Raw genomic sequence first — 23,086 nt, 5'->3', positions numbered from 1 at the left:
CTGCTGTTGCCAGACACATCCCGTAGCCGAGCATGGCTCGGCTCTACACGATTGCCTACGGCATCCGGTAATGCCCGATGATCGTGTGTTGGAACAGCAGGTTCTCTTCCCGCGTGCCGCGCGCGATGTTGTGCAGCACCAGCGGCGTGCCATCGGCCAAGCGCCGGTCGGAGACGATGCCCACATGCAGCAGGCCGTTGCCGTTGAGCTTCCAGGCGACGATGTCGCCGGCTGCGTAGTCGGCGGCGGCGGTGCTGATCGGCTGCTGCCAGCGCTGCCGCTCGAACCAGCGCATCAGGTTCGGTACGCGACGATGATCGATGTTGCGGTCCGGCCGTGACAGGCCCCAGATCGATGGGTAGGCGCTGAAGTTGCCGCGCATGTCTTCGTGCACGCGGGCCTGGAGGTCCAGGCCCTGGCTGCGCAGAGCGCGCACCACCACGTCGGTGCAGACGCCGCGATCCAGCGGGACGTCGCCGCCGGGATAGGCCAGCACCTGGTAAGCAGGGTCGTAGCGGGTGGTGACGCCGACCTGCGCGCGTGCCGCATCCACCAGTGGCGGTGAAGCGGCCTGCGGTTGCGTCGGTGCGCGTTCAGCGCTGCCCGCAGCGGTGGAAGCAGGCGGCGAGCCGGGCTGGCAGCCGCTGGCCAGAGCCAGCGTCAGCAGCAGCACCATCCATGGTGCGCAGCCAGGTCGTGTCATGCCTGCGATGGTGCGCCGTTGTTGTTGCCACCACCGCCGTTGCCGCTACCGCCAGCGCCGCCACGACGGCGACGTCGACGCGGACCACGGTTGCCCGGGTTGGCAGCGGGCGTGTTGCCGCCGCCCTGTTCCTTGCCCTGCGCCGCAGCGGCGGGCCGCTCGTGCGCCGGTCGCGCCGGCGGACGTGCATGCGGCACCGGTGCCGGCACATCGCGGCCCGGTACCTGCACCACGCGCAGTTCTTCGGTGTCGAGCTGGATCGCGGTGAGCTTGCCGCCCCACACCGCACCGGTATCGATGGCGTGCACGCCCTGGGTGATGGTCAGGCCGAGCGCCGACCAGTGGCCACAGACAATCTTGAGGTCGCGCTCGACCCGGCCCGGCACTTCGAACCAGGGGTACAGCCCCTGTTCCTGCGTGCCCGGCGTGCCCTTGTCCTCGATGCCGATGCGCCCACGCGGGGTGCAGTAGCGCATGCGGGTGAGCACGTTGATGATCGCGCGCGAGCGGTCGTAGCCGGACAGGTTCGGTGCCCAGCTCGGCTTGTCGCCATACATGTTGCGGAACAGCTTGCGGTAGCCGGCGCCGTGCAGCTGCACTTCGACTTCAGCGGCATGCCGCTCGGCCATCTGCGTGGTCCACTTCGGCGCCAGGCCGGCATGCACCATCATCCAGCCCAGCTCGCGGTCCACGTGCACCAGCTTCTGCAGGCGCAGCCAGTCCAGCAGTTCGTCGCGGTCCTCGGCCTGCACGATGCGCAGCAGGTCCGGATTGACCTTGCGCTGTTCCTCTTCGGTGCGCGCACCGACGGCCAGCAGCGATAGATCATGGTTGCCCAGCACCACCACGCTGTGCTCGCGCAGCGAGTGCACCAGCCGCAGCGTTTCCAGCGACTGGCCGCCGCGGTTGACCAGGTCGCCACAGAACCACAGGGTGTCCTGCGCGGGGTCGAAGCGGATCTTCTCCAGCAATCGCTGGGTGACGTCATAGCAGCCCTGCAGGTCGCCGATCGCCCACACACTCATCGTTCGGCCTCCGTGTCAGTGCAGGGTGCGCGGGATGGCCAGCACGAAAGGTGCGACCGCCGCAGCGAATTCGGTGCCATCGTCGGCAACCATGTCGTAGTGCCCCTGCATGGTCCCGTGATCGGTCCCCAGCATGACACCGGAGGTGTAACGGAAGTCTTCACCGGGGCGGAGGCGTGGCTGCTCGCCGATCACGCCATCGCCATCGACGTGCTCGACGCGGCCGTTGGCATCGGTGATGCGCCAATGGCGTGCGATCAGGCGCGCGGCGACCTGCCCCTGGTTGTGGATGCGGATCGTATAGGCGAACGCATAGCGGCCGTCTTCCGGCGCGGATTGATCGTCGAGGAAGCGCGGTGCGACTTCGACGGAGATGGCGTAAACGTCAGCGTCTTCCATACCGGCAGTGTAATCAGGAGGCATTGGCCAAAGCGATGAATTCGGCCACGTCCAGCTGTTCGGCACGGGCATCGGGACGCACGCCGGCGGCAATGAACTGCTCGGCGGACACCACGTTGTTCAGGGCATTGCGCAGGGTCTTGCGGCGCTGCCCGAAGGCGGCCTTGACCACTTCGGCGAAACGCTTGTGATCGCGGATGTTGATCGTGGCCGGGTCACGAGGCACCAGCCGCACCACGGCCGAATCGACCTTCGGCGGCGGCCGGAACGCGCCCGGCGGCACCACGAACAGCGAGGTCACCTCGCAGTACGCCTGCAGCATCACGCTGAGACGGCCGAACACCTTGCTGCCGGGGCCGGCGGCCATGCGGTCGACCACTTCCTTCTGCAGCATGAAGTGCATGTCGCGGATCATTGCGGCATGTTCCAGCGCATGGAACAGGATCGGCGAGGAGATGTTGTAGGGCAGGTTGCCGACCAGGCGGATCGGCTGGCCGTCGGCCAGTTCGGTGAAGTCCACACGCAGCACATCGCGGTGGACGATGGTCAGCTCGCCCAGCGGCTCGGCGGCCGCGGTCAGCGGCGCGATCAGGTCGCGGTCGAACTCGATCACCGTCAGCTTCGGGTGCACGCGCAGCAGCGGCAGGGTGATCGCACCCTGACCCGGGCCGATCTCGACCAGGCGGTCACCGTCTTTCGGGTTGACTGCCATCACGATCTTGTCGATGTAGTGGCGGTCGGCCAGGAAATGCTGGCCAAGCTGCTTCTTGGCCGGTGCGGTGAACACCGGGCCGGAGGGGGAATGCGGGAAATTCATGCGCTCAGTGTACGTTGCCGCGCAAGCTGCGCACACAGCGTCGTTGCCGCCTGCAGGCTGGAGGGATCGGCGATGCCGCGGCCGGCAAGATCCAGCGCGGTGCCATGGTCCACGGCCACGCGCGGGTAGGGCAGGCCCAGGGTCAGGTTCACCGCCTGCTCGAAGCCGGAGTACTTCAGCACCGGCAGGCCCTGGTCGTGGTACATCGCCAGCACGGTGTCGAAGCCGGCCAGCTTGGCGGGCAGGAAGGCGGTGTCGGCCGGCAGTGGCCCGACCAGGTCCATGCCCTCGGCGCGCAGGCGCTGCAGCAGGGGGATGACCAGGTCCAGCTCCTCGCGGCCCAGATGGCCGTCTTCGCCGGCGTGCGGGTTCAGGCCGAGTACGGCGATGCGTGGCGCGGCCAGGCCGAACTCGCGGCGCAGCGCGGCATGCACGGTGCGCAGGGTGCGTTCCAGGCCGGGCGCGGTGATCGCATCGGCCACGTCGCGCAGCGGCAGGTGGGTGGTGACCAGCGCCACGCGGACGATGTGGTTGGCCAGCATCATCACCACCTTTACCCCGGCCTGGTCGGCCAGCAGTTCGGTAGTGCCGCTGTAGGCGATGCCGCCCTCGTTGATGACCGCCTTGTGCACCGGGCCGGTGACCACGCCATGCAGCTCGCCGGACAGGCAGGCCTGGCCGGCACCGAGCAGGGCGCTGATGACCGCGCCGGCATTGGCCGGATCGGCCTGGCCGAAATGGCTGGTTACGGCATTGGGGACGGTGCGCAGGCGCAGATCGCCGGGGACGCGTGCTTCGGCGTCTTCGGGCAGCAGCTGCAGCGGCAGATTCAGCGCGGCAGCGGCCGCGCGCAGGGTGTCCGGGTCGGCGAAGGCCAGCAGCCGACAATCTTCACGCGGCTGCTGGACAAGGCGGACGCACAGCTCCGGGCCGATCCCGGCGGGCTCGCCCGGTACCAGAGCGAGCTCGGGGCGCATCGGTCAGGACTGCGGCGGGGTCGCGGTATTTTCCGCGCGGTCGCCGCTGCGGAAGCTGACGTAGGCTTCGCCACGCAGTTCCTGCAGGAAGCGGTTGTACTCGTCTTCCAGCTTGCGGCGGCCGATGGTCTCGCGGACCTGGGCACGCTGGTTGTCGGTGGTCACGTCGGTCTGGCGGGTGGCCACGCGCTGCACGATGTGCCAGCCCGCATCGGTGCGGAACGGCTGGCTGATGCCGCCATCCTGCACGCCTTCCACCTGCTGGCCGAAAGCCGGGCCGAACGCATCGGCCGGGAACCAGCCCAGATCACCGCCCTGGCCCTTGGTGTTGTTGTCCTCGGAGGACTCCCTGGCCACGGCCTCGAACTCGGCGCCACCGGCAATGCGGGCGCGCAGGGTATCGATCTTGGCCTTGGCAGCGGCGTCGGTCTGGTGATCGTCCACGCGCACCAGGATGTGGCGGCCGTGGTATTCGGTGACCGTGTGTTCACCCGCACCGGCGGCGCTGGCATCGCGCACTTCCACCAGCTTCAGCAGCTGGAAGCCGCTGGGACCACGGATCGGGCCGACCACTTCACCGGCCTTCATCTTTGACATCGTCTGTGCGAATGCGGCCGGGATTTCATCCAGGCTGCGCCAGCCCAGGTCGCCGCCTTCCAGCGCGTTGGGGCTGTCCGAATAGCGCACCGCAGCCGCATTGAAGTCCAGCTCGCCCTTGTCCAGCAGCGCCTTCACGCCGTCGGCCTTCTTCTGGCCGGTGGCGATCTGGTCGGCGTTGGCACCGTCGGGCACCGCGATCAGGATGTGCGCCAAGTGGTACTGGTTGCCGACCGTGGCCTGCTGCTTCAGCGCGGCATCGACTTCACCCTCGCTGACGCTGATGCGGCTCTGTGCGAAGCTCTGGCGCAGGCGCTGCACGGTGATCTCATCACGCACCGAGGCGCGGAAATCGGCGAAATCAATGCCGTCCTGGGCCAGGCGCTGGCGCAGCGCGTCCAGGTTCGAGCCGTTCTGCTGGGCGATGGCATTCATCGCCTGGTTCAGCTCCTGGTCGCTGACCCGGATGCCGCTGCCCTGGGCGCGGGCCACCTGCAGCTTGACCAGCACCAGGCGCTCAAGCACCTGGCGGCTGAGCACGTCTTCCGGCGGCAGCTGGGCCTCACGGCCGACGTACTGCGCCTTGATGTTGGCGATCGCACGCTGGAGTTCGCTCTGCAGGATCACGTCTTCATCGACGACGGCGGCGATGCGGTCAAGCGGCTGCGCCTCCTGGGCAAGCACCTGCAGGGGGGCGGACACGCTGGACACCGCCAGCAGCGAGGCGAGAAGAACGGGGAAGCGCTTGGTCATGGGATCAGATTCGGATCGTAGTCATCGCGGGTCACTCCGGTGTTGCTGGGCGGCACGAGATAGAGGTCGTCGCGGTTATAGCCGAGGATAGCACGGCGCAGAGTGCGGTCCGTGTCCTGGCCGATGGAGCTCAAGCCCTTGAGCACGAACTCGAGCTGGATGGAGTTGTTCATGTCGCCTTCGCGGTTGCGCACGTAGCGACGGGCCACCGCGCGCACGGCCAGGCAGCAGCTGTCCCACTGCACGCCGGCGATGATTTCCAGCGGTTCCTTGTCCTGCAGCGAGTAGTAATAGCGGCCGACCAGGCTCCACCGCGCATTCAGCGGGTACAGGAACGACAGGTCGGCCTGCTCCAGCAGGGTCCGGTCATGCTTGTTGGCGGTCGCCGGGGCGCCCGCATTGATGCGATAGCGGTAGCTCAGGTTGACCACGCCGTCGTTGGGCATCAGGTAGCGGGCGCGGACGCTGGCCAGGTCCTCGCGCTTGTACTTCGGGTCCCACTGGTAGGTGGCACCCAGCGTCCAGCGGTCGTTGATCATGTAGTTGCCGTCGGCGATCCAGGCCGACTTGCCCTTCTCCACCGGCGCCCCGCCCGGCGTGGTGCTGACCCGCGATTCATCGAAGTACTGGATCTGGCCGATCGCGGCCGAGAAGCGTTCCTTGCCGGTGGTCTGGTCGATGAAGCGGGTGCCCAGCGCCAGGGTCAGCTGGTTGGCATCGTTCTGGCGGTCAGCGCCGGTATAGCGCGAGTCGCGGAACAGCTGGCCCCAGCTGAAGGTGAAGTCGCGGGTATCGAAGATCGGCAGCTCGTCCTGGTTGCGGTAGGGCGTGCGCAGGTAGAACAGGCGCGGCTCCAGGGTCTGCAGGAAAGACTTGCCACCGATCGACGTCTCGCGATCGAAGAACAGGCCGGCATCGAGGCTGCCGATCGGCAGGCTGCGGCTGGGCGAGGTATTGCCGCGCAGCTGTTCCGGGGTTGCCGTGGCCGGGTCGATGCCCTGCGAGCGCAGGATCTGGGCCTGGATGCCCCTCACCCCATCCACTAGACCACGGTCCAGTTGATAGGCGGTGTAGCGGTAGGCCAGGGTCGGGGTCACATACCAGGCTGCGCCGCTGATCGGGAACGACACATACGGCTTCACGTCCAGTCGCGAACCGCCGCTGACACCGACGCCGTCGGTCCACTGCACTCCATTGCGGGTGTACTGCAGATCCTCGCCGGCGCCGACGGCGTTCTTGAAGTTGATGTCGTCGTGGGTGAAGCGCACCGCTTCGGTGTAGATGCCGGTCTCCAGCCATGGCAGCACCGGCTTGTTCCAGTTGAAGAACAGGCGCGGTTGGCGGTTGTACGGCAGCGCGCGCTCGTCGAGGGTGTAGTCGGTCAGCTGCCAGCGGTCGGCCATGATGCCGGCCGTCCAGTTCTGGCCGGTGCCGTACAGGCCGATGGTGCTCTGCAGGTTGGAGGCGGTCACGCCCACCAGGCGATTGGCGAAGTCCTCGACATAGCGCTCGTCGCTGACCCAGGCCAGGTTGGCGCGGGCCTGCCAGTGGCTGTTCACGTTGTGGTAGCCGTCGAACATCACCCGGCCGCGGTCGCGGTCGCGGAGCTTGTCGTTGGGCATGTAGCTGGTCAGCACCTCGCCACGGCCGCCGTTGTAGAGGTAGCGGAACTCGTTGTCGAGCAGCAGGCCGCGCCGGCTCATGTAGCGCGGGGTCAGGGTGTCGTCGTAGTTCGGCGCCAGATTGAAGTAGATCGGCTGCGCGTAGTCGACACCGTTGCGGCCGGACATGCCCAGCTGCGGGAACAGCAGGCCGGTCTTGCGGCGGTCATCGATCGGGAACTTGAAGTAGGGCGCCCACAGCACCGGCACCTTGCCGATGCGCAGTACGGCGTTGCGGGCCGTGCCGAAGCCTTCGTCGTTGTCCACCTCGATCTGCGGCGCCGACAGCTTCCACACCGGCTGCGACGGGTCGCAGGTGGTGTAGGTCGAGCGGTGCATCTGGCCGACCGCGCCCTGCAGGTCGACCGATTCGGCATCGCCGTTGCCCCGGCGCGACACCAGCTGGTACTTGATGTCGGAGATCTTGTGGGTGTCGCTTTCCTGGTTGCCTTCGGCGCGCTTGGCGACCATCCGGATCGACCCGTCCTGGTAGCGGACATTGCCGTCGGCGATGTAGTTGCCGGTCTCGGTGTCGAAGCTGAGCTTGTCGGTACCGACGAACTGGTCACCCCGGCGCAGCGCCACGTTGCCCTCGTACTGCGGCACGGTGGTGGTGCCCAGCAGCTGGTCGCCTTCGATGTCGGTCGGCTGGTTCTCGCGGGCGGCCGCGGCGGCAGCCTTATCCTGGGCGGGGACTGGGGTGGGGGCGTCGGTGAACGCGGGAATGACGTCGGTGGCCGGGCACAGGCCCCAGTTGAGCGGCTTATCATCGGCCATCGCCGGCAGGCTGATGGCGATGCTCAGAGGCAGGGGAAGCAGGCGGAGGGCTCGGCGCACGCGGTTCGGATTCGGGCGAAAACGGACGGTAGCTTGCCCCATCCCTTGCATAGGGGCAATGAAGGGCGCGGGAGGCTGCCGGTTCGGGTTCATCCGGCGGAGGCACCCGCAGAGGGGGTGATCATGGCCTGGACATGGGCCACGCTGCACTCCGCCAGGGCCTGCAGGTCGTAGCCTCCCTCCAGCATCGAGACCACCCGGCCGGCGGCGTGACGGCGTGCCAGCGCATGCAGTTCACGGGTGATCCAGGCGAAATCGTCGGTCTCCAGCATCAGGTCCGCCTGCGGATCACGCAGGTGGGCATCGAAGCCCGCCGAGATCAGCAGCAGCTGCGGGCGGAAGTCGTCGATGGCTGGCAGCATCTCGTCGGCCCAGACGTTGCGGAAGCGGAAGCCGCCACTGCCCGGCGGCAGCAGGATGTTCATCAGGTTGCCCGCGCCGCGGTCGCGGCGCAGGCCCGAGTTGGGGAACAGCCCGGCCTGGTGGGTACTGTAGTAAGAGACGCGGGCGTCGTGCTGGAAGATGTCCTGGGTGCCGTTGCCGTGGTGCACGTCGAAATCGACCACCGCGATCCGCTCCAGGCCATGGCGGTCGCGGGCATAGGCGGCGGCGATGGCGATGTTGTTCAGCAGGCAGAAGCCCATCGCCGTGCTGCTGGTGGCGTGGTGGCCCGGCGGGCGTACCGCGCAGAAGGCCAGCGGGTCCTCGCCCAGCATCACCGCATCGACCGCGGCCACGCCGGCACCGGCGGCGTGCACGGCGGCGCTGGCCGAACCCGGCGAGGTCCAGGTGTCCATATCCAGCTGGCGCAGCGGCGCGGTCTGCGGCTGCAGCACGAAGTCGAGCAGGGCGCTGTCGTGGACCCGGGTCAGTTCACCGAACTTGGCTGGCGGCGCCTCGCGCCAGTCCAGCTGGCCGGGGAAGGCAGCGTGGAGTGCGTCCAGTACATGCTGCAGGCGTTGCGGGCACTCGGGATGGCCGGGGCCGGGGTCATGCAGCAGGCAGGACGGATGGGTATAGACCAGCATCGTGCCGACTCAGCGCTGGCGCTGCTGTGGTTGCCACAGCGCTTCGCCGTGGCCATCGGCACGGGCCAGCACCCGGGCCAGCACGAACAGCAGGTCCGACAACCGGTTGAGGTACTGCAGCGCCTCGCTGCGCACAGCCTCGTGGCGGGCCAGGGTGACCGTCTCGCGCTCGGCGCGGCGGACGATGGTGCGCGCCAGGTGGCAGCGTGCAGCGGCCTCGCCGCCGGCCGGCAGGATGAACTCCTTCAGCATTGGCAGGCCGGCGTTGTAGTGGTCCAGCTGCTGCTCCAGCGCGGAGACATCGGCGGCGTGGATCGCAGCATGGCCGGGGATGCACAGCTCGGCGCCGAGGTCGAAAAGCTGGTGTTGCAGATGCACGACCAGCGCGCGCACGTCCTCGGGCAACGGGGCGGCCAGCAGCAGGCCGAGCGCGGCATTGGCCTCGTCGACGGTGCCGTAGGAGGCAACGCGGGCGTCATCCTTGGCCACACGCTGGCCGTCACCGAGGCCGGTGCTGCCGTCGTCGCCGGTGCGGGTGTAGATGCGCGAGAGGCGATGACCCATGGTGCGGCTCAGTGGCGGATGTCGCGGCGGGCCTGCTGGAGCTTCAACATCTGCTCCACGGCCAGCTGCAGGGCGGCGGCCAGCGCCACATAGATCGCCGTGGTGCGCAGGTAGGGCCCGAACCACTGCGCGTAGTTCTGTGCCCAGCCGGCCAGGGTCGGCTCGGCCACGTTGCGGCTGCTCCAGTAGAAGCCGCCCTGTGCCAGCAGGTGGCAGACCGCCACCGAAGCGACCAGCAGCAGCGCCCCCTTGGCCAGCACCGACCAGCGCGCGCTCTGGTAGTTGCGGCCCAGCAGCATGCCGCCAGCCCACAGCGAGAAGTACGCGGGCAGCAGCAGCCAGTAGCCCGGCGACACGCAGTAGTGCTGCCAGAAGTCCAGGCCGCTGCTGCGGATCACGATCCAGTCGACCAGCACCGCGAACAGCATCAGCAGCGGGAACGCCCAGCGCGTCCAGCGCGCCAGATAGAAGCCACCGATGAAGAACACGGCCCAGGAGGCATCGGGAATCGCCGCGAAGTGGTTGACGCGGGTCGCCGCCAGCAGCAGTACGAGTACTGACAGGACGAAGGCGCGGTTGGCGGTGTCGGACATGGCAGCGGGCCCGGAGCGGATTCAGGTTTCATTCTAGCCCGCCGCGCGGGTTGGCGCAGGCGGGATGCATTGGGCTTGCAGTGGGGGTGAGCGCGTATCATGAGCCCATGAGTGAACGACATGACGTGCTGATCGTCGGTGGCGGGCTGGTCGGCGCCAGCCTGGCCATTGCCCTGGACCGCCTGGGCCGCGACGTGGGCCTGCTCGAGGCCAGCCCGGCAGGTGAGCTGCCGGCGGTGTTCGACCAGCGCAACCTCAGTTTCGCCGCCGCCACCGTCAATGCGCTGACCGCGCTGGGGGTGATGCAGAAGCTGTCGATGGCCCCCGGCCCGATCCGCCGCATCCATGTCAGCCGTGCCGGCGACTTCGGACGGGTACAGCTCGAAGCGGCCGATTACGACAGGCCGTGGTTTGGCCAGGTAGTGGTCGCGCGGGATTTCGGCCAGGCGCTGGAAGCACGGCTTCTGGAACTTCCGCGCCTGCGCCGTTACCGGCCGATGCGGTTCCTGGGGCTGGGCGACGTGGTCGACGGCTACCGCCAGGTGCGGGTGGCTGACGAGGCCGGCGAGCGCGTGCTGCTGGCACGTCTGGTGGTGGGGGCCGATGGCACCACCAGCGGCGTGCGTGGCGCGCTGGGCATCGAGGTCGACCGCCATGATTTCCAGCAGACTCTATTCGTGGCCCGCGTGCGCAGCCAGCGCGCGCCGGACGGCACCGCCTGGGAGCGGTTCACCGATACCGGCCCGACTGCCCTGCTGCCGCGTGGCGATCGTCACTTCGGCACCGTGCACGGCGTAGCGCGCGATCAGGCCGATGCAGTAATGGCGCTGGACGATGCCGCCTGGCTGCAACGCCTGCAGAGCGCGATCGGCTGGCGTGCCGGCCGCCTGCTCGAGTCCGGCCCGCGCAGCGCCTATCCGCTCATCCAAGTGCTGGCGCGCGTGCTGGCCGGTGAGCGCACGGTGTTGCTCGGCAATGCCGCGCAGACCATCCATCCGTTGGGTGCACAGGGCTTCAATCTGGGCCTGCGCGATGCGCTGACCCTGGCCGAACTGCTGGAGGATGCGCATGAGGATGCCGGCAGTGATGCATTGCTGCAGGCCTATGTCGCGCGCCGCGAGGAAGACCGCCGGCAGACGGTGGCGTTCTCCGGTGGCCTGGCGCGCCTGACCAGCAACCCGGCACCGCTGATGCGGCCGCTGCGCAGCCTCGGCTTGGTGGCCGCACAACGCGCGTCGGTGCAGTCGATGCTGGTCGGTGGCGCGATGGGCTTCCGTGGCGACGTGCCGCGCCTATGCCGCGGAGAAGCTGCATGAGCCGGCGCATGCGTCTTGATGTGGCCATCGTTGGTGGTGGCGTGGTCGGTGCCGCGTGTGCGTTGGCGCTGGCCGATGCCGGCCTGTCGGTTGCGCTGGTGGAAGGCCGTGAACCGGCACCGTGGCAGGCCGCTCAGCCGGACCTGCGCGTGTTCGCCTTCGCCGCTGACAACGTACAACTGTTGAACCGCCTGGGCGTGTGGCCGGTGATCGCGCAGGCCCGCGCCTGGCCTTACCGGCGCATGCAGGTGTGGGACGCCGCCGGCGGTGAGGATCTGTTGTTCGATGCCGACCGCTTCGGTCGTCGCGAGCTGGGCTACATCGTCGAGAACGGCTTGTTGCAGGACCGCCTGTGGGCGGCACTGCCAGCGGCGGGCGTGCAGCTGCATTGCCCGGCACGGGTGGAAGCGCTGGAACAGGATGATGACGGTGTTCGCCTGCGCCTGGACGACGGTCGCCGCCTGGAAGCAGCGCTGGCAGTGGCGGCCGATGGCGCCGAGTCGACCCTGCGCCAGCTGGCCGGGATCGAGGTGGAGCGGCATGACTACCACCAGCGTGGCGTGGTGGCCTATGTGGACAGCGAACTGCCGAACCAGGCCACCGCATGGCAGCGCTTCCTGCCGACCGGGCCGCTGGCGCTGCTGCCGGTGGCCGAGCGTCGCAGTTCGATTGTCTGGACTCTGCCCGAGGATGAAGCAGCGCGCGTGCTGGCGCTGGACGAGGACGCCTTCAACCGCGAACTGACGCGTGCGTTCGCCGCGCGCCTGGGCGAACTGCGGCTGGCATCAGCGCGTGCGGCGTTCCCGCTGCGTCGGCAGCTGGCCTGTCACTACGTGGCCGGCCGCGTGCTGGCATTGGGTGATGCCGCGCACGTGGTGCATCCGCTGGCCGGGCAGGGCGTGAACCTGGGCCTGCGCGATGTTGCCGCTCTGCAGCAGTGGCTGGCGCCGTCGGCCGAACGTCGCGGACAGCCGCGGCTGTCGCCGCAGCGCCTGCAGCGCTGGGCACGGGAACGGCGCAGTGACAACCAGATCGCCGCCTACAGTTTCGATGCGATCAATCGGCTGTTCTCCAACGACGAGATGCACCTGACCCTGGCCCGCGGCCGCGCGCTGGGCTGCGTCGGCAAGTGGCCGCCGCTGGTGCAGGCGTTCTGGAAGCGCGCCGCCGGGGTCTGACCGGAATACAGGCCGCTCTGGCAGGTGCCAAGGCCGCTCTGGTAGGTGCCAGCCTTGGTTGGCACAAGGCTGGAAACAGCCTCGCCTCATCTGGGTCCAGGATGCCTGATGGATGTGCCAACCAAGGTTGGCACCTACCAGAAGCGGGCTCCGCTACCGCCGTTGATCCAGTAGCTCCACGCCATGCGTGGATGAAGATCGCGCCGGTGAATCAATCAACCAGCCAACCGGCCAGATCGGCACGGTCCAGCTTGCCGCGACGCTTCACGTCCAACGCATTGAACTCATCGGCCAGCGCCGGATTCGCCTGCGCTTCTTCGCGGCTGATGAAACCATCGCTGTTCACATCCAGCGCAGCGAAGTGGATGCGGTACTGGCCGACCACGCTGCTGGGTTCCAGCGAGCGCACGGTCACCTGTGCCTCGCCGGCCGGCCGTGCAATCTCGACGCTGCCGCTGACCCGGCCGGCATCCAGCGGTTGCTGGCGGATCGCTCCGCCGGTCCGACCCAGCGGCTGGCTCTGCGCCGGCATGGGCGGCAACTGCTGTGCAATGGCCGGCGCCGTTGCAAGCAGCGCGATCAGTATCGGAATCGAGCGGTATCGCATGATTGCCATTCCTCGGTAGCGCCGGGCCACGCCCGGCGGGCGCGATGGCCTCACCGCAGCGGCGAGGCCAACACCGTGATCTCCTCACGGTCGTGATACAGCTGCTTGGCACGCACCACCAATGGCTTGCCGGCCTGCTCCTGGAACAGATCCAAACACAAGCGGGTTTCGTCCCAGCGCTTCTTCATCGGCAGCTTCAGATTGAAGATCGCGTGCCTGCACCATCCTTCGCGGAACCAGGTAGCCATGCGTTCGGCCACGCGGCGCGGCTGCTCGACCATGTCGCAGACCATCCAGTCCAGCGGCTGTTCCGGGTGCCAGTGGAAGCCGTCGGCGCGCAGGTGCTCGACCAGGCCGGTGTCCAGCACGTGCTGGCGCAGCGGGCCGTTGTCGATGCTCAGCACGTGCATGTGCTGGCGGGTCAGCACCCAGGTCCAGCCGCCCGGCGCGGCGCCCAGGTCAGCCGCGCGCATGCCGGGCTTGGCCAGTGCCTCGCGTTCTTCCGGGGTCAGCAGGGTCAGCAGCGCTTCGTCCAGCTTCAACGCCGAACGCGACGGCGCTTCGGGCAGCAGCTTCAGGCGCGGGATGCCCAATGCCCACGGTGCGCTGTCGGCCGGGTCGGCCACGCAGACGAAGGCATGGGTGCCGTCGACAAATACCACATGCAGGCGCGGCAGGCGATTGTTTGGCTTGTCAGTGAGCTTGCCGGCCTTGCGCAGCGCCGGGCGCAACGCATTGCCGAAGGCGCGGGCCAGCCCGGACAGCGGCTTGCCGGCGTCCGAATCGGGGTGCTCCACCCACAGGTCGCCGAAGCGCGGCGCATCGGCCAGCACCTCCAGCATCGGGGTGATGCGATCAGCCGGGTCCAGCTGCGGCAGTTCGGCCAGCACCACCAGCTTCTGCCGCGCGAAGATCAGTTCGCGCCAGCGCAGCCGTGGTGCCAGCGCGGCAGCTTCGTCGCACATGAACAACACGTAGCCGTCATTGCGCTGGGTGCGCGCATAACCGGCGAAACCGGCTTCACCGGCGCGGAACTGCAGCTCGCCGGCCAGCTCGGGCTCGAAGCCCTGCCGGCACAGGCACAGCAGGCCGATGCCGGTTTCAGTAACGGGCGCCATCGCTTTCCCCATAGGCACGCAGCACACTGCGTGCGGCGTCGCGGTTCAGGCCCTGCACCACTTCGATGCCGCGCTTGTTGAGTTCGCCGACCCAGTCGGCCGGCAGCGGGCCTTCATCGAATGGGGTCAGTTCTTCGACGTCGGCCGAGTTGGCACCGATCAGCAGGCGGTCGATGCCGGCCCACACGGTGGCGCCGTAGCACTGGCAGCACGGTTGCGAACTGGTGGCCAGGGTGACCGGCGACAGCACCGCGTTCAGGCGCGGGGTCTGCAGGCGCTGCTGGGCCAGCATGTAGGCCATGTTCTCGGCATGCGCCAGCGAGGTCGAGTGCGGCATGACCCGGTTCACGCCGGCGGCGATGACCTTGTCTTCAGGGCCGAACACCACGGCGCCGAACGGGCCGCCACTGGCGTGCTCGACGTTCAACCGCGACAGCTCGATCGCCAGCGCGACCTTGGCCTCATCGCCCGGATATCGACGATCCAGGTCGATCTGGTCGTGGATCCAGGCGGGAAGGGTCAGGTGGACTTGCGCGTACAGCATCGCGGGGGTGCCTCGTAATGGGATGGAAGAAGGTGCGGTTGCTTGGGAAACCGGCGCGCAGTGTAGCTGCACCGGCCTGTATCGGGTGTGGCGGTGGGTCAGCCCGGCGAGCCGGTGCGGATCACCACGTACTGCTTGCGGAACTCCAGTCCGGCCTGCGGCCAGCTGGCGGCGTAGGTGCGCAGCAGGGGCAGAGCGGCGCCGAAGTCGTGGCCGTTGACCCGGCAATCGGCCTCGCACAGGCCGTCGGCATCGCGTGAGGCGAACAGGCGGATGGCGAGGAACTGGCGCGCCTTCAGCAGCGCGTCGAAGGCGTCCATGCTGCGGGTGAACAGGCAGCAGGGGCAGGAGCCGTGGTCGTCCTCGCTGCAGGTGGATGCATCCACCTCCTGCGCGCGGTAGTGCGCCAGCGGCCCCAGTACGACAGTGCGTTGGTGCTCTTCGCCGTCGTCGCTGGCCGGATAGGTCAGGCCCATCATCGGCAGGCCCTGCGCGTCTTCGGCGCCGATCGCGGTCTGCAGCGTCGCCAGGTCCACCCGCACCCAGGTCTGGAAGCCGGACAGCAGCGATGCCTGCTCATCGGCACCGTTGGCGTGCTGGTACTCGAACAGGCCGTCGGCGAACAGCACCGGATGCTGGCTCTCGATGACGGTGGAGGTCTGCCAGCCGCCGTTGTCGCGCTCCTGCGCGGCCATCGCATGCGGGGTCAGGCGCAGGCCGCTGTCCAGCAGCAGCGCGCCACCGTCGGCGCGGCTGGCGATGCCGGCGCCCTGCAGCACCTGCTGCAGCAGCGGGAGGAGATCAGTGGAGGTCGTGGTCATGTCAGGCCTGTGGATGGATGGGGCGGAACATCCAGGCAGGGCCTGGAACTAGCGCTCGAGCGCGTCGAGTTCGGCGCGATATCGCTGCGCATCGGGCTGCTGCTGCGGGTCGTTGCCGTGGTCGCGCAGCCAGGCTTCCAGTTCGCGGCGATAGTCCGCGCGGAAATCGGCGTTGCCCGGGCTGAAATGCAGCTTGCGTGCCGCCACTTCCACCCGCTCGCGCGCGCTGGCCCGGGCCTGGGCGATGCCGTGCGGTGATTCGTTGGTGAGGATGACGAAGTTGCGCGGGAAGCCCGCCGTGTACTTCACCACGAATGGCTGGTCGGGTGCCGGGATGCGGATCGCGTTCTCCAGCGGCCACAGCGAGGCGGTGTTGGTGTGGAACACCACTTCCACATCGCGGCCCTCGGCCGTGCGCAGCACCGCTTCGTAACGCCAGATGTACTGCTCGTTGAGCGTAGAGCTGGTTTCCTCGGCCTTGACGATCACCGCTTCACCGCGCTCGCCCACCACGTTGAGGAAGGCGGCGTTGAGGAAGTGGCCGAGGAAGATGTTGAGCATCGCCAGCGGGAACACCACGATGGCGTAGCCCGGAAAGCGCCGCCACCACGAGACCAGCCCGGCCAGCACCATCGCTGCAAAGAACGTCAGCAGCGGATGCTGCGAAATGAACCAGAGCAGGGCGGACAGGGCGGTGATCATCGTCAGGGTCGTGCGGGCGCCGTGCTGGCGCCCGCTCGGGTCCTCAGGCCGACCAGGTGTCGCGCAGGGTCACGCTGCGGTTGAACACCGGCTTGGCTTCGGTGTGGTCGCGGCGGTCGGCGACGAAGTAGCCGGTGCGTTCGAACTGGAACGACTGCTCCGGCGCGGCGCTGGCTGCGGCCGGCTCGACATAGCCGGTGACAGTGCGGCGCGATTCCGGATTGAGGTAGTCGCGATAGGTCTTGCCTTCCGATTCGTCGTCCGGGTTCGGCACCGAGAACAGGCGGTCGTACAGGCGGATCTCGGCCGGCACGCCATGCACGGCGCTGACCCAATGGATGGTTCCCTTGACCTTGCGGTTGGCGCCTTCCATGCCCGGACGCGATTCCGGATCCAGCCAGCCGCGCAGCTCGGTGATGGTGCCGTCGGTATCCTTGATCACTTCGTCGCAGCGGATGATGCCGGCGCCGCGCAGGCGCACTTCGCCACCCGGCACCAGGCGCTTCCAGCCCTTCGGCGGCACTTCGGCGAAGTCCTCACGGTCGATCCACACCTCGCGTGCGAACGGCACTTCGCGGCTGCCGAAGCTCTCGTCCTTCGGGTGGTTGCTGAAGGTCAGCTGCTCTTCATGGCCTTCCGGCAGGTTGGTCAGTACCAGCTTGACCGGATCGACCACCGCCATGCGACGCGGTGCGGCGCTGTCCAGGTCTTCGCGCAGCGCGCCTTCCAGCACGCTGAAGTCGATCAGCGAATTCTGCTTGCTGATGCCCACGCGCTCGGCGAACAGGCGCATCGCGGCCGGGGTATAGCCACGGCGACGCAGGCCCTGCAGGGTCGGCATGCGCGGGTCTTCCCAGCCGTCCACCAGCTGTTCGGTGACCAGCGCCATCAGCTTGCGCTTGCTCATCACCGTGTAGTTGATGTTCAGGCGCGAGAACTCGATCTGGCGCGGCTTGGCCGCTTCGCGCGGCAGGCCGGCGTCGACCAGTGGCTGGGTCAGCGCGTCGTCATGGGCGAAATCGACGTTGTCCACGCACCAGTCGTACAGCGGGCGGTGGTCTTCGAATTCCAGCGTGCACAGCGAGTGGGTGATGCCCTCGATCGAATCGCCCAGCGCGTGCGCGAAGTCGTACATCGGGTAGATCGGCCACACGTTGCCGGTGTTCTGGTGCTCGACGTGCTTGATGCGGTAGAGGGCCGGATCGCGCAGGTTGATGTTCCCGCTGGCCATGTCGATCTTCGCGCGCACGGTGCGCGCGCCATCGGGGAACTCGCCGGCACGCATGCGACGGAACAGATCGAGGTTTTCCTCGACGCTGCGGTCGCGCCACGGCGACGGGCGGCCCGGCTCGGTCAGGGTGCCGCGGTAGGCGCGCACTTCCTCGGCCGACAGGTCGCAGACATAGGCCTTGCCGTCGGCGATCAGCTTCTCGGCGGCCAGGTAATAGGTCTGGAAGTAGTCCGAGGCGTGGCGCAGCTCGTTCCACTCGAAGCCCAGCCAGCGCACGTCGTCCTGGATCGCGGCCACGTATTCCGGATCTTCCTTGGCCGGGTTGGTGTCGTCGAAGCGCAGGTTGCAGACGCCGCTGAACTCGCCGGCGATGCCGAAGTTCAGGCAGATCGACTTGGCATGGCCGATGTGCAGGTAGCCGTTGGGCTCTGGCGGGAAGCGGGTCTTGATCGCCTGGTGCTTTCCGCTGGCCAGGTCCTCGCGCACGATCTGGCGGATGAAATCGCGCTTTTCGTGGCTGTCGGCGGGGGTCTCGGGGCTGGCGGGGGTGTGCTCGGACATGAGTCGGCGAAGAGAAAGGCAGAAAGACCAACAGTTTAGCGCGTAAGGGGCGGGGCTGCCCGGTGGCGATCGGGGTTGCCGGCCAGCGGCCGGCGAAATGTGGATCGACGTACAGATGGGTAGTGCCGGCCGCTGGCCGGCAGAACGGTCATGCGCCGTCACCACCACCATTCAGCCCCCGGGCGTATGCTGGAATCCTGTCCCACGGAGCCGCCGCATGCACATCGTGTACAAGGCCGACAACCTGTTCGACGCCCACCTGGTCAAGCACGCGCTGGAGGATGCCGGCATCCCGGCCTTTGTGTTCGGCGAGTCGTTGCTGGGCGGCATGGGCGAGCTGCCGCTGTTCGGCGTGCTGCGGGTGGGCATCCCTGATGCGGCACGGCCGCAGGCCGAGGACATCGTGGCCGCGCTGGACTTGGGCCACGCCCCGGACGACCCCATTTCAGATGCAGACGACATTGCCGGGCTTCCGGCGTAGGAGCGCATCATGTTGGGAATCGGACAGGGCATCCTTGGCATCGGCGCCTTCAAGCAGCGCCTGCCGCGCGCGGAAGAGGCGCTGCCGGGCCGAGAGCAGCCGTTGCCGCTGCACAGCAACCAGCACTTCGTGAACAGCCATCCGCTGAAGGACCGTTTTGCCGGCCTGCAGCAGATCCGTTTCGCGCTGGGCTGCTTCTGGGGCGCCGAGCGCAAGTTCTGGACCGAACCGGGCGTGTACAGCACCTCGGTGGGCTATGCCGGTGGCATCACCCCGAACCCGACCTACGAAGAGGTCTGCTCGGGCCTGACCGGGCATACCGAAGTGGTGCAGGTGGTGTTCGACCCGGCGGTGGTGAGCCTGGAACGGTTGCTGCAGCTGTTCTGGGAAAGCCACGACCCGACCCAAGGCATGCGCCAGGGCAACGACACCGGTACCCAGTACCGCTCGGCGATCCACGCCACCGACGAGGCCCAGTACGCCGCCGCGCTGGCCAGCCGCGAGGCTTACCAGGCCCAGCTGGATGCGGCCGGCTACGGCCCGATCACCACCGAGATCGTGTACCCGGCGCCGGAGTACTACTACGCCGAGGACTATCACCAGCAGTACCTGGCCAAGAACCCGAACGGCTACTGCGGCATCGGCGGCACCGGCGTGAGCTGCCCGATCGGGTTGGATGTGGAGGCGCCGCGCTGACGCGCGGTGGTCCGCCTGCGGCGGGCAGAAGCCAAAGCCAAAGCGGCTCTGGGTTTCTGTGGGTTGGGCGGGGCGGTGTGGGTTGGCAGGACACGCCGTGAACCCCCTCCGGGGTCCGGCCCAGCCGCTGGCGGCTGTGCGTTCGGGCGCTTGCGAAGCAGTGCTTCGCAAGCAAAGCGCCCTCACCCCTGGGGGCTCGATGGCGCCTTGCTCGTGTGCGCTGTCCTGCGCACACGGCAAGACCGGGGTTGGGCGTCCTGCCCAACCCGCTCGAGGCATGCCTCGGGCCCATGGCGCCAACGGTCCTGCCAACCCACACCGCGCCACCTCTGACAATTTCCCGCGCGGCCTGTTGTGGAGCCAAGCCGATGCTCGGCTGCTTTTCGTTCCAGTTTCGAAACAGTCGATTCCGATGGAGATTCATCCACGCATGGCGTGGATGTCGGACACATCGCGGGAAATTGTCGAAGGCGGGGTGGGTCCGGTTGCGGGGGCGTGAGCCGCATGGATGCGGCGACCGAGCTTACATGGACGTACTTGCAGCGACCCCCGCAACCGGACCCACCCCGCCATCCCGCAGGAAACCAGCTTGTGCTGTTGCTTCGGCTGTTGTTGTTGCTTCGGCGGGTGCAGGGCGCAGCCCTGCCAAGAGCTCCCCATTCAGGCAGGTAAGTGCAGGTCACAGGATAAGCAGACGCCTTGTTGTGCCCGTCCATCGGGTCCACATTCCTGTGCAGGAGACGGGCTGTCGCCCGTTGTCGAGACACCAGGAGACCTGCATGTCCGCTGCCCCCACCACTGCCATTTCCCGCGATCCGGCCACCGGCCAGCAGATCGCCAGCCATCCCTTCGCCACCGACGCCGAACTGGAGACCATCCTCGATCGCGGTCAGACCGGCTTCGCGGCCTGGAGCGCCAGGAGCCTCGAACAGCGGGCCGAGGTGCTGCGCGCGATGGCTGCCGTACTGCGTCGTGACCGCGAGAAGCTGGCTGCACTGGCCACCGCCGAAATGGGCAAGGTCCAGGCCGAGTCGCTGGCCGAGATCGAGAAGTGCGCCGTGCTGTGCGACTGGTACGCCGACAACGGTGCGCAGTTCCTGCGCGACGAACCGACCCAGGTGCCCGACGACAAGGCTTACGTGTCCTACCTGCCGCTGGGCGTGGTGCTGGGCATCATGCCGTGGAACTTCCCGTACTGGCAGGTGATGCGTGCGGCGGTGCCGATCCTGATGGGCGGCAACGGCTTCCTGCTGAAGCCGGCCGAGAACATCGTCGGTACCGCGCAGCTGCTCGACGCGGCGTGGCGTGATGCCGGGCTGCCGGAAGGCACCTTCATCGCCGCCAACATCAGCCGCGACGGCACCAGCCGTGCGATTGCCGATGACCGCATCGCGGCGGTGACCCTGACTGGCAGTGTGGCCGCTGGCCGCAGCATCGCCGCCCAGGCCGGGCAGGCGCTGAAGAAGGTGGTGCTGGAACTGGGTGGATCGGACCCGTTCATCGTGCTGGCCGACGCCGATCTGGACGCTGCCGTCGAAGCGGCGGTGGCTTCACGCTTCCAGAACACCGGGCAGGTCTGCATCGCCGGCAAGCGCATCATCGTTGAAGACGCGGTCTACGACCGTTTCGTGGCGCAATTCTGCCAGAAGGTGCAGGCGCTGACCGTCGGCGATGGCCGCGAGGCCGGCAATCGCATCGGCCCGATGGCCCGGCAGGACCTGCTGGAACAGCTCGACGCGCAAGTCCGTGCCTCGGTGGACGCGGGCGCGAAGCTGCTGGTCGGCGGCCATCAGCTGGATCGCCCGGGCGCGTTCTACGCCCCCACCGTGCTGGCCGACGTGGAGCCGGGCATGCAGGCCTTCGATACCGAGACCTTCGGTCCGGTGGCCTCCATCAGCCGCGCCCGTGATGCCGACCATGCAGTGGAGCTGGCCAACCAGAGCCAGTTCGGCCTCAGCGGCAACCTGTGGAGCGGCGACCGCGCCCGTGCGATGCAGCTGGCGCGCCGGCTTCAGACCGGCGGTGTGTTCGTCAACGGCTTCTCCGCTTCGGACCCGCGCGTGCCGATCGGCGGCGTGAAGAAGAGCGGCTTCGGCCGTGAGCTCTCGCACTTCGGCATCCGCGAATTCGTCAACGCGCAAACGGTGTGGTTCGACAAGCGTTGACGCGCAGCTTCCATCCTTCCTGCAACGATCCATCATCAGTCCAGCGAAAAGGACGGCATTCCAATGTCCAAGGGTTCAGATCTGCTTGTCGCCGCGCTTGAGAACGAAGGCGTCGAGCGTATTTTCGGCATCCCCGGCGAGGAGAACCTCGACGTGGTCGAATCACTCCGCCATTCCAGCATCGAGCTGGTCATCACCCGCCACGAACAGGCAGCCGTGTTCATGGCAGCCACCTATGGCCGCCTGACCGGCAAGCCGGGTGTGTGCCTGGCCACGCTCGGCCCGGGCGCGCTCAACTTCACCACCGGCGCCGCCTACGCGCTGCTGGGTGCGTGGCCGGTGATCATGATTACCGGCCAGAAGGGCATCGTCGCCAGCAAGCAGGCTCGTTTTCAGATCGTCGACATCGTCAGCACCATGAAGCCGCTGACCAAGCAGGCGCGGCAGATCGTCTCCGCGCGCACCATCCCGACGATCGTCCGCGAGGCATTCCGTACCGCGCTGGAAGAGCGCCCGGGCCCGGTGCTGCTGGAGCTGCCCGAAGACATCGCGGCCGATGAGGTCGGGGACGTAGCGCTGATTCCGCCGCACGCGGTGGATCGTCCGATTGCCAGTCCGGAAGCACTGGACCGCGCGGCGGACATCATCCGCAACGCCAGGCGCCCGCTGCTGATGATAGCCTCGGCGGCGTCGCGGCCGCAGTCCAGCGAAGCGTTGTCGGCCTTCGTGCTGCGCGCTGGTATTCCGTTCTTCACCACGCAGATGGGTAAAGGGGCGGTGGCCGGTGGTTCGGGGCTGTACATGGGCACCGCCGCGCTGACCGAGCGCGACTACGTGCACATGGCGATCGACCAGGCTGACGTGATCGTAACCATCGGTCATGAGGTCACCGAGAAGCCGCCGTTCGTGATGCGCCCGGGCGGACCGACTGTGATCCATATCGGCTACTCGCAGGCGGCGGTGGAGCAGGTGTACTTCCCGCAGGTGGAAGTGATCGGCGATATCGGTCGCTCGCTGACCCAGCTGGCCGACCGCATCGAAGGCGCGGTGCCGAACGCCGACGCGCTGCTGCCACTGCGCGCAACCATCCTCGAACATCTGGCCGACCGTGCCGAAGAAGCCGGGTTCACCCCGCAGCGACTGGTGCACGACGTGCGCCAGGTGATGCCGCCGGACGGCATCGTGGCGCTGGACAACGGCATGTACAAGATCTGGTTTGCGCGCAACTACCGCACCCAGGTGGCCAATACGCTGCTGCTGGACAACGCGCTGGCGACGATGGGCGCGGGCCTGCCGTCGGCGATCATGGCCTCGATCCTGTACCCGCAGCGGCGGGTGCTGGCGGTGTGTGGCGATGGCGGTTTCATGATGAACAGCCAGGAGCTGGAGACCGCGCGACGGCTGGGCCTGAACCTGGTGGTGCTGATCCTCAACGATGGCGCCTACGGGATGATCCGCTGGAAGCAGGCGGTGGATGGCTTCACCGACTACGGCATGACCTTCAGTAACCCGGATTTCGTGAAGTATGCGGAAGCCTATGGCTGCAAGGGCCATGAAGTGACGGCCATCGAGCAGTTCATCCCGACGCTGGAAGCGGCGTTCAATGAGGGTGGGGTGCACCTGGTGTCGGTGCCGATCGATTACTCGGAGAACCAGCGGGTGCTGGTGGACGAGCTGCGGCAGGCATTCCCCGGGAACGGGTGAATCCGGGG

General features: G+C 67.8%; 22 protein-coding genes. 6 read left to right on the top strand and 16 right to left on the bottom strand.

Annotated elements, in window-relative coordinates; translation table 11 throughout:
* Positions 1 to 55: 55 nt before the first annotated feature.
* The 10 genes from V9K93_RS10340 to V9K93_RS10295 all read right to left on the bottom strand — a co-directional run bounded on the left by V9K93_RS10340 (position 56) and on the right by V9K93_RS10295 (position 9,954).
* Positions 56 to 703: a DUF1287 domain-containing protein gene (locus V9K93_RS10340; protein WP_337302514.1), complete on the bottom strand. Its 648-nt coding sequence runs from the start codon at positions 701 to 703 to the stop codon at positions 56 to 58.
* Complete coding sequence (locus V9K93_RS10335; RefSeq protein WP_295376785.1) at positions 700 to 1,728, bottom strand: symmetrical bis(5'-nucleosyl)-tetraphosphatase; 1,029 nt, start codon at positions 1,726 to 1,728, stop codon at positions 700 to 702. Before V9K93_RS10335 ends, V9K93_RS10340 begins: the two co-directional genes overlap by 4 nt.
* Before the next feature lie 15 nt (positions 1,729 to 1,743).
* Positions 1,744 to 2,127, bottom strand: coding sequence for a Co2+/Mg2+ efflux protein ApaG (gene apaG, locus V9K93_RS10330; protein WP_032968744.1), 384 nt, complete (start codon positions 2,125 to 2,127; stop codon positions 1,744 to 1,746).
* Between the two features lie 13 nt (positions 2,128 to 2,140).
* Positions 2,141 to 2,944: a 16S rRNA (adenine(1518)-N(6)/adenine(1519)-N(6))-dimethyltransferase RsmA gene (rsmA, locus tag V9K93_RS10325; RefSeq protein WP_337302513.1), complete on the bottom strand. Its 804-nt coding sequence runs from the start codon at positions 2,942 to 2,944 to the stop codon at positions 2,141 to 2,143.
* Positions 2,941 to 3,921, bottom strand: coding sequence for a 4-hydroxythreonine-4-phosphate dehydrogenase PdxA (pdxA, locus tag V9K93_RS10320; RefSeq protein WP_046984889.1), 981 nt, complete (start codon positions 3,919 to 3,921; stop codon positions 2,941 to 2,943). Before pdxA ends, rsmA begins: the two co-directional genes overlap by 4 nt.
* A gap of 3 nt (positions 3,922 to 3,924) precedes the next feature.
* Positions 3,925 to 5,271, bottom strand: coding sequence for a peptidylprolyl isomerase (locus V9K93_RS10315; RefSeq protein ID WP_253079223.1), 1,347 nt, complete (start codon positions 5,269 to 5,271; stop codon positions 3,925 to 3,927).
* Positions 5,268 to 7,769 carry an LPS-assembly protein LptD gene (lptD, locus tag V9K93_RS10310; protein WP_136639921.1) on the bottom strand — a complete coding sequence of 834 codons (2,502 nt, stop codon included), beginning with the start codon at positions 7,767 to 7,769 and terminating at the stop codon, positions 5,268 to 5,270. Before lptD ends, V9K93_RS10315 begins: the two co-directional genes overlap by 4 nt.
* An 89-nt stretch (positions 7,770 to 7,858) precedes the next feature.
* Complete coding sequence (locus V9K93_RS10305; protein ID WP_046984892.1) at positions 7,859 to 8,797, bottom strand: histone deacetylase family protein; 939 nt, start codon at positions 8,795 to 8,797, stop codon at positions 7,859 to 7,861.
* A gap of 9 nt (positions 8,798 to 8,806) precedes the next feature.
* Positions 8,807 to 9,361 (bottom strand): cob(I)yrinic acid a,c-diamide adenosyltransferase, encoded by a 555-nt coding sequence (locus V9K93_RS10300; protein ID WP_004144563.1) that lies wholly within the window; start codon positions 9,359 to 9,361, stop codon positions 8,807 to 8,809.
* An 8-nt stretch (positions 9,362 to 9,369) separates the two neighbouring features.
* Complete coding sequence (locus tag V9K93_RS10295) at positions 9,370 to 9,954, bottom strand: hypothetical protein (RefSeq protein ID WP_046984893.1); 585 nt, start codon at positions 9,952 to 9,954, stop codon at positions 9,370 to 9,372.
* Between the two features lie 107 nt (positions 9,955 to 10,061).
* On the opposite strand from V9K93_RS10295, the gene ubiH reads away from it, so the two are divergent.
* Both ubiH and V9K93_RS10285 read left to right on the top strand, forming a co-directional pair.
* On the top strand, positions 10,062 to 11,270 hold the full coding sequence (gene ubiH, locus V9K93_RS10290) for a 2-octaprenyl-6-methoxyphenyl hydroxylase (protein ID WP_046984894.1): 1,209 nt from the start codon (positions 10,062 to 10,064) through the stop codon (positions 11,268 to 11,270).
* Positions 11,267 to 12,448, top strand: coding sequence for a UbiH/UbiF family hydroxylase (locus V9K93_RS10285; protein WP_136639919.1), 1,182 nt, complete (start codon positions 11,267 to 11,269; stop codon positions 12,446 to 12,448). Before ubiH ends, V9K93_RS10285 begins: the two co-directional genes overlap by 4 nt.
* A 211-nt stretch (positions 12,449 to 12,659) precedes the next feature.
* Here the strand turns inward: V9K93_RS10285 and V9K93_RS10280 are convergent, their stop codons facing one another.
* The 6 genes from V9K93_RS10280 to V9K93_RS10255 form a co-directional block, all read right to left on the bottom strand.
* Complete coding sequence (locus V9K93_RS10280; RefSeq protein ID WP_136639918.1) at positions 12,660 to 13,055, bottom strand: EF-hand domain-containing protein; 396 nt, start codon at positions 13,053 to 13,055, stop codon at positions 12,660 to 12,662.
* Positions 13,056 to 13,105: 50 nt separating this feature from the next.
* On the bottom strand, positions 13,106 to 14,173 hold the full coding sequence (gene rlmM / locus V9K93_RS10275) for a 23S rRNA (cytidine(2498)-2'-O)-methyltransferase RlmM (RefSeq protein WP_136639917.1): 1,068 nt from the start codon (positions 14,171 to 14,173) through the stop codon (positions 13,106 to 13,108).
* Positions 14,157 to 14,717, bottom strand: coding sequence for a nucleoside deaminase (locus V9K93_RS10270; protein ID WP_012510109.1), 561 nt, complete (start codon positions 14,715 to 14,717; stop codon positions 14,157 to 14,159). The genes rlmM and V9K93_RS10270 overlap by 17 nt, the downstream gene beginning before the upstream one ends.
* A 98-nt stretch (positions 14,718 to 14,815) precedes the next feature.
* Positions 14,816 to 15,538, bottom strand: a complete 723-nt coding sequence (locus V9K93_RS10265) for a DUF6348 family protein (RefSeq protein WP_136639916.1) — start codon at positions 15,536 to 15,538, stop codon at positions 14,816 to 14,818.
* 48 nt (positions 15,539 to 15,586) lie between these two features.
* Positions 15,587 to 16,240 carry a hypothetical protein gene (locus V9K93_RS10260; RefSeq protein ID WP_136639915.1) on the bottom strand — a complete coding sequence of 218 codons (654 nt, stop codon included), beginning with the start codon at positions 16,238 to 16,240 and terminating at the stop codon, positions 15,587 to 15,589.
* Positions 16,241 to 16,283: 43 nt separating this feature from the next.
* Positions 16,284 to 18,032 (bottom strand): glutamine--tRNA ligase/YqeY domain fusion protein, encoded by a 1,749-nt coding sequence (locus tag V9K93_RS10255; protein ID WP_253079216.1) that lies wholly within the window; start codon positions 18,030 to 18,032, stop codon positions 16,284 to 16,286.
* 217 nt (positions 18,033 to 18,249) lie between these two features.
* Here V9K93_RS10255 and V9K93_RS10250 point away from each other — a divergent pair, with 217 nt between their 5' ends.
* The 4 genes from V9K93_RS10250 (at position 18,250) to V9K93_RS10235 (ending at position 23,078) form a co-directional block, all read left to right on the top strand.
* Positions 18,250 to 18,513: a putative signal transducing protein gene (locus V9K93_RS10250; RefSeq protein ID WP_046987838.1), complete on the top strand. Its 264-nt coding sequence runs from the start codon at positions 18,250 to 18,252 to the stop codon at positions 18,511 to 18,513.
* Positions 18,514 to 18,543: 30 nt separating this feature from the next.
* Positions 18,544 to 19,209 carry a peptide-methionine (S)-S-oxide reductase MsrA gene (gene msrA / locus V9K93_RS10245; RefSeq protein ID WP_046987839.1) on the top strand — a complete coding sequence of 222 codons (666 nt, stop codon included), beginning with the start codon at positions 18,544 to 18,546 and terminating at the stop codon, positions 19,207 to 19,209.
* A gap of 779 nt (positions 19,210 to 19,988) precedes the next feature.
* Entirely contained in the window at positions 19,989 to 21,374 is a 1,386-nt protein-coding gene (locus V9K93_RS10240; RefSeq protein WP_337302512.1) for an NAD-dependent succinate-semialdehyde dehydrogenase, read from the top strand.
* 63 nt (positions 21,375 to 21,437) lie between these two features.
* On the top strand, positions 21,438 to 23,078 hold the full coding sequence (locus tag V9K93_RS10235) for an acetolactate synthase large subunit (RefSeq protein ID WP_295381892.1): 1,641 nt from the start codon (positions 21,438 to 21,440) through the stop codon (positions 23,076 to 23,078).
* The last annotated feature ends 8 nt before the right edge of the window (positions 23,079 to 23,086 follow it).

It is taken from the genome of Stenotrophomonas sp. CCNWLW162 (genome assembly GCF_037203745.1).
Taxonomy (GTDB): Bacteria; Pseudomonadota; Gammaproteobacteria; order Xanthomonadales; family Xanthomonadaceae; genus Stenotrophomonas; species Stenotrophomonas maltophilia_AQ.
Note: the sequence above shows the minus strand (reverse complement) of the source record. Positions and strands in the feature narration are given on the sequence as shown.